Origin of the sequence: Pseudoalteromonas sp. MelDa3 (assembly GCF_002863625.1) — a bacterium.
GTDB lineage: Bacteria > Pseudomonadota > Gammaproteobacteria > Enterobacterales > Alteromonadaceae > Pseudoalteromonas > Pseudoalteromonas arctica.
Genome location: NZ_PJBR01000138.1, coordinates 1 through 5,758 on the forward strand (window position 1 = coordinate 1; position 5,758 = coordinate 5,758).

8 protein-coding genes are annotated in these 5,758 nt (G+C 38.0%); 3 read left to right on the plus strand and 5 right to left on the minus strand.

Features of this window, described 5'->3' with window-relative positions; genetic code table 11:
* The 3 genes from CXF89_RS17985 to CXF89_RS17995 all read right to left on the minus strand — a co-directional run.
* On the minus strand, positions 1–407 hold a 407-nt coding region (locus CXF89_RS17985), incomplete at its 3' end, for an acyl-CoA thioesterase (protein WP_145990838.1).
* Between the two features lie 5 nt (positions 408–412).
* Positions 413–1,231: a M23 family metallopeptidase gene (locus tag CXF89_RS17990; protein WP_121955364.1), complete on the minus strand. Its 819-nt coding sequence runs from the start codon at positions 1,229–1,231 to the stop codon at positions 413–415.
* Positions 1,224–2,081, minus strand: a complete 858-nt coding sequence (locus CXF89_RS17995) for a 6-carboxytetrahydropterin synthase (RefSeq protein ID WP_121955365.1) — start codon at positions 2,079–2,081, stop codon at positions 1,224–1,226. The genes CXF89_RS17990 and CXF89_RS17995 overlap by 8 nt, the downstream gene beginning before the upstream one ends.
* A 203-nt stretch (positions 2,082–2,284) precedes the next feature.
* On the opposite strand from CXF89_RS17995, the gene fabA reads away from it, so the two are divergent.
* Positions 2,285–2,800, plus strand: a complete 516-nt coding sequence (gene fabA / locus CXF89_RS18000; protein WP_007582756.1) for a bifunctional 3-hydroxydecanoyl-ACP dehydratase/trans-2-decenoyl-ACP isomerase — start codon at positions 2,285–2,287, stop codon at positions 2,798–2,800.
* 67 nt (positions 2,801–2,867) lie between these two features.
* On the opposite strand, the gene rmf is transcribed toward fabA, so the two are convergent.
* The gene (rmf, locus tag CXF89_RS18005; protein ID WP_002960897.1) at positions 2,868–3,038 is read right to left on the minus strand and encodes a ribosome modulation factor; all 171 of its coding nucleotides are present in this window, start codon (positions 3,036–3,038) and stop codon (positions 2,868–2,870) included.
* Positions 3,039–3,447: 409 nt separating this feature from the next.
* Between rmf and CXF89_RS18010 the strand changes: the two genes are divergently transcribed.
* Positions 3,448–4,083, plus strand: coding sequence for an acrylate utilization transcriptional regulator AcuR (locus tag CXF89_RS18010; protein WP_121955366.1), 636 nt, complete (start codon positions 3,448–3,450; stop codon positions 4,081–4,083).
* Positions 4,084–4,132: 49 nt separating this feature from the next.
* Positions 4,133–5,125 (plus strand): acrylyl-CoA reductase (NADPH), encoded by a 993-nt coding sequence (locus CXF89_RS18015; RefSeq protein WP_121955367.1) that lies wholly within the window; start codon positions 4,133–4,135, stop codon positions 5,123–5,125.
* Positions 5,126–5,168: 43 nt separating this feature from the next.
* On the opposite strand, the gene CXF89_RS18020 is transcribed toward CXF89_RS18015, so the two are convergent.
* Positions 5,169–5,758 (minus strand): hypothetical protein (locus tag CXF89_RS18020; protein WP_257983243.1); only part of this gene is annotated, 590 nt, incomplete at its 5' end.

Consider the following 5,758-nt stretch of genomic DNA (forward strand, 5'->3'; position numbering starts at 1 on the left):
TCGCATACCACAGGTGTTGGTCTGTGATTATCATCGACTGCAACAAACGTAAAGCTACCACTAATAGCAGAGTGCTTATCGTCCCTGTGCATAGTTTCTAATAGTATATCTACATCAACTTTTAAGCTGGTATTACCTACATGCACTACTTTAGCTATTAACTCTGCAAACGTACCTGCTGGTATCGCTTCTTTAAAATCAACTCTATCGGAAGATATAGTAACCAAAGGCTTACGACAAAAACGAGTCGCTGCTATAAATGCCACTTCATCCATCCACGCCAGTGCATCACCACCAAATAATGTATTGTGATGATTGGTGCGCCCTGGAAACACTGTTTTAGTTACCGATGTGGTTGAGTCTTCAATACGCTGAGCAATTATTGCATCGCGATTTACGTCAGTCATAGTTTCTACTTTTTGTTTGCTAATGTATCTTGCATTAGTAATGCAGGATCAAGGCGTTCGCCTTTCCAGTTAAAACGCCAATCTAGGTGAGGACCCGTTACACGTCCTGTTGCACCAATTTCAGCCACTTTGTTACCTTGCTCAATGCTATCACCCACTTTTACATCAAGCTTACTTAAATGAATGTAAGTTGAGGTAATACCATGACCATGATCAATAATTAATGTACCGCCTGAGTAGTATAAATCAGGTTCGGCATATACCACTGTGCCACTAATAGGAGCATAAACAGGAGAGCCTGTTTTATTAGCGATGTCTAAGCCAAAGTGTGGGCGACGAGGCTCACCATTAAAATAACGTTGGCTGCCATACACACCCGATATACGCCCTTCTGCAGGCTTTAACACAGGGTCTAAAAAGTACAGTAAATCAGAGTCAACTTCTCTCGCTTTACGAACAGCAACAGCTTCGCGGCTTATACGTGCACTGACTTCCTTTGGCGGAGATACATACTTTTTAGCTACACCAGTAATTTTATCAATTTTGTACTCGCGCTTAGTAATAGCTATCGATTGTGAATGCGGTTTACCATTGTTATCTACCCATTTTAAAGTATGAGTAGTTTCTGCGTCACGACCAAAACCAAATACAAAATCACCATTTGGCGAAAGCTTTAAGCTTTTGCCATCTAAACTTACTGATTTAGCGTTTTCTAGCTTACCTGTAACTAAACCGCCTTGTGTTAAATGCCCTTTTAACTCAAGCGCTATAGCACTAAAGCTAGCAGAGGCGACAAGCGCTGTTGCTATAAGTGTTTTAAACATAACTAATCGATCCTTTTCCAACCCCTTCATAAGCGGTAACTTTTACTGCTTTTTCTGGGTATTGGGCTTTAATTTGGCCAGCTACATGTTCAGCAATGCATTCTACAGTGGTGTCTACTGGTAAAATGTCGCAACGAGACTCGCTTATAGCCATTTCAAAATAGCCTTGTGCCGATGTGTAAGCAAAACATACATCATCCGCTTTGGCTGTTAGGTGTTTTAAATCAGGTGCGTTAATTTGATCTTCACTAGTGGCTAAGTAAATATCTTCCCACTTTTGAGACCATTCTTTTTGCAAGCGCGGCATAGAGATGCCATCTAGGCTAATACCAATTTGAGAACGATGCCCATGAATAATACGCTGGCAGTTACCGTCATGCTTTTTAAGGCCATGGCTGTAATGATAGTAAAAGCTTTGGCTGTGCTCAGGCTTAAGAGACAACTCAATTTTTTCAATGTTATCTGGTAGCTTTGGTAAAATAGTCGCAATTAAAAATTCAGTTACCGATTCAACAGTGACTTCGTTTGCGTTAATCATGCAATAAGCTTGATGAGGAGCACTCATAGCCAAGTGGTTGGTTTCACCAAATGTACAGTCGAGTGTTTTATGCTCGTCAAATTCAGATACAGTACCATTAAGGCCCGTAGGAATTGCTAATCGGTGATCAATACACTCATCTATAATGCCTTTAATTTGCTTTTTAACTAAACCAAAGTCTAAAACCATAGACTCTTCGTTAAGTTTACCGTGCAAAGTTAAATCAACAATCCAGCTCTCGCCAACGGCGCCGCGTTTGTTACATAAGTAAGAAAAATCAATCACAGTTAGTGAGTTAACAAAAAGGATCATAAACTTCCTTTAGACTGGTTATAAGACAGCGCTAATTATAATGATTTCTGATTGTAATTGCGCGGTTTTATAGTGCAAAAACCAATCGCGCTGATTAATTGGTGATTTAATATGCAATATTTTGATTTTTTAACTGCTCCGAGTTGTTTAGCGTACAAGTGTACGCTAAAGTACTTGGCAATTTCTAAGCGAAGATAAGTGTTATGGAACCTAAAAATAGCTATACAAAAGAAGATTTGATCCTTTGCGGTCAAGGTGAAATGTTTGGTGAAGGCAACTGCCGTTTACCAAGTGACAACATGTTAATGATGGACCGCATTACCTCTATTACTGCTGATGGCGGAATTCATGGTAAAGGCGAGATTGTTGCTGAGCTTGATATTGACCCTAGCCTTTGGTTTTTCGATTGCCATTTTAAAGGCGACCCAGTAATGCCAGGTTGTTTAGGCTTAGATGCTATGTGGCAACTAGTTGGTTTTTACTTAGGTTGGTCTGGTGGTCCTGGTCTTGGCCGTGCGTTAGGTGTGGGTGAAGTTAAATTTACTGGCCAAATTTTACCAACTAATAAAAAAGTAACTTACCGCCTTGTAATGAAACGCGTAATTAAACGTAAATTGTTTATGGGCGTTGCTGACGGCACTGTAGAAGTAGATGGCCGAGTAATCTACGAAGCAAAAGATTTAAAAGTGGGCTTGTTCCAAGACACTAGCGCATTTTAATTTTTAAATGCACAAACAAAAAGGCCTCCACATTGGAGGCCTTTTTGCTTAAATTCGATTATTGATTTTAGGTTTTGTACATGTTGCGGTTTTCAATCGCTTCACGCCAACCTCCTAACCACTCTGATTTTGGATCTACTTGTTGATAAGGGCATAGCTCTTTTGAGCGACCTGCTAAACCTGCTTTAAAACCTTGAGAATGAGCTCTTTCTAAACGATCTCTTTTCTGTCTCTTCATCGGTAATATCCTCACCTTTTTATTTATATATTGTGTAGCATTAGTGAAATCTACATTTAATGAATAGTTAATAAAAATGTAAAATTCAAATCGTAAAAGCAATTAAATTGTTTGACTTTAACTAAGCTGCTGATGCAAAAATGAATTAACATTTAAAAAAGTAAGTGGTCATACAACATTTAATTTGACCGGTTCGTAATAACAAATTGGCGATTTAATAATCGCTAAAAAGCACTTGTGTGCTTTAATTGTGACCGACTAATATTGACTAAGTTCCAAACAAAAATGTAATCGTGACACTTTTATTTCATTAATCTTAAGTTAGTAGCCCGCCCCTAAATTTGAACTATTTTTAAACAATTTAAATTTACACTTGATTATTTAAAGTCGATCGGTCTAATATAGGTTCATGAACAAAAATACATCAACACCAATACGCCGTGGTCGCCCACCTAAAATAGCCAGAGAAAACGCCGATACAAAAGCGTTACTTATTCGCACGGGCCTAGAAACCCTAACCGAATTTGGCTTTAGCGCCACGGGGCTCGATACTATTTTAAAAAAAGCGGCTGTACCTAAAGGCTCTTTTTATCATTACTTTAAAAGTAAAGAAGCCTACGGTATTGCGTTAGTTGATGCATACGACAGTTATTTTATTGCCAAGCTTACCCATTACCTAAAGCAAGAAGATGTTCCCCCACTTGAGCGAATCGTTAATTTTACTCAAAGCGCAATTAAAGGGATGAAAAAATACGATTACAAACGTGGCTGTTTAGTCGGTAACTTAAATCAAGAGCTTAACCATTTAAGTGAAGAGTTTAAAACCAGATTAATGCAAAGCTACACAGCTTGGCAAAACTATGTAGAGGTTTGCTTAAACCAAGCTAAGCAACAAGGCACTATTGCAAGCCATGTAAATACAAAATTGATGAGTGAGTACTTTTGGATTGGTTGGGAAGGTGCTGTTATGCGCGCCAAGCTCACAAAATCAAATACTCCACTTACTTTGTATACAGAAATGTTTTTACGCGCATTATTAACCTAATGCGTTTTTATTTACCAATTAAAAGACGATCGGTCTAAAAGGATATCCCATGAGTAACCCAATTAAAGCCATTGTTATTAATAAAGAAGATAATAACTATAGCGCTTCATTATCAACTATCGAAAATAGTGATTTACCAAACGAAAACGTATCTATCGACGTGCTATACAGCACACTTAACTATAAAGATGGTTTAGCAATTACTGGCAAAGGCCCCGTTGTACGCAGTTTTCCTATGGTGCCAGGTATTGATTTAGTGGGTACGGTTACAAATTCCACCAGCGATGAATTTAAAAACGGCGATAACGTAATATTAAATGGCTTTGGTGTAGGTGAAAAACATTGGGGCGGGCTTGCTCAAAAAGCAGCACTTAATAGCGATTGGTTAATCCCCTTACCTACTGGTATTTCACCAAAGCAAGCGATGCAAATAGGTACAGCCGGTTATACCGCCATGCTAAGTGTTATAGCGCTTCAAAAACAAGGTATTACGCCTGAATCTGGCGAAATACTGGTAACAGGTGCCAATGGTGGCGTAGGCAGCTTTGCTATTTATTTATTAAACCAACTTGGGTTTAACGTAACAGCGGCAACGGGTCGATTAGATCAAAGTGAGTATTTAAAAGAGTTAGGCGCTTCACAAATAATTGACCGAAATGAGCTTTCAAACCCGGGTAAGCCTTTGCAAAAAGAGCGATTTGCAGCGGCAATAGATTCAGTAGGTAGCCATACACTTGCCAATATTTGTGCATCATTAAAATATGGTGGCGTAGTAACCGCCTGCGGACTTGCACAAGGTATGGATTTACCAGCATCGGTGGCACCCTTTATATTACGTGGTGTATCTCTTATAGGAATTGATAGCGTAATGCGCCCTAAAGCCGACAGAATTGAAGCACGGGATCGTTTAGCTAAATTAGTAAGCGCCGATTATTTAGATAAAATTTCGACAGAAATATCACTCGAACACGTAATCGATAACGCAGAGCAACTTATGGAAGGTAAGATTCGTGGTCGTGTTGTAGTTAATTGCCAAAGTTAATTAAATAATAAGCCACATAGTAATATGTGGCTTAAACGTTTAACTAGGCACCGAATGCAGCTAATTTTTCAGCTAATTCTGTTTTAGTAATCAAACCCATTTCTTCTTGCTTTTTAAGCTTGCGAATGTTGTCAAAGTTATCTAGTTTTAAACGTGCTTTAGCTAACTTTTCTTCCATTTCTTCTTTAGATAAAACATCAAGTTTTACTGCTTTTTCTAACTTCTCTTTTTCTTGATCATATTCTTTTTGAAAAATTGCTTTTTCTTGAATTATAATTTGATCTTTTATTTTCTTTTCGATTTCAATGGCTTCATCTTCAAGCTCAATCTTTTTCTCTAAAAGAGGTTCTATTCTTGATAAAGGCTCTTGTAAAGCAACTTCAACATTTTCACCTTGGTTAGCTAAAAGGTTCTCAACATATTTTTTACCAATATCTTTGTAACCAATATTAAGCTGACCTTCGATTGAAGTGATTTCTGAACGAATCGCTGAAAGTTTTGCGTTTTCTTTTGCTGAAGTAGCAATATCACTACTTAGTTTTGATGTAGAGTCACTAATATTTGAGCCAATAGTGCTTGCTTGAGTTTTGATCTTATTAAAAAGTCCCATTTCGTAATATTCCTTAATCTTTA

Coding starts and splice junctions, on each gene's coding strand:
- CXF89_RS17990 (WP_121955364.1), bottom strand. CDS start 1,231: ATGTTTAAAACACTTATAGCAACAGCGCTTGTCGCCTCTGCTAGCTTT.
- CXF89_RS17995 (WP_121955365.1), bottom strand. CDS start 2,081: ATGATCCTTTTTGTTAACTCACTAACTGTGATTGATTTTTCTTACTTA.
- CXF89_RS18015 (WP_121955367.1), top strand. CDS start 4,133: ATGAGTAACCCAATTAAAGCCATTGTTATTAATAAAGAAGATAATAAC.
- fabA (WP_007582756.1), top strand. CDS start 2,285: ATGGAACCTAAAAATAGCTATACAAAAGAAGATTTGATCCTTTGCGGT.
- rmf (WP_002960897.1), bottom strand. CDS start 3,038: ATGAAGAGACAGAAAAGAGATCGTTTAGAAAGAGCTCATTCTCAAGGT.
- CXF89_RS18010 (WP_121955366.1), top strand. CDS start 3,448: ATGAACAAAAATACATCAACACCAATACGCCGTGGTCGCCCACCTAAA.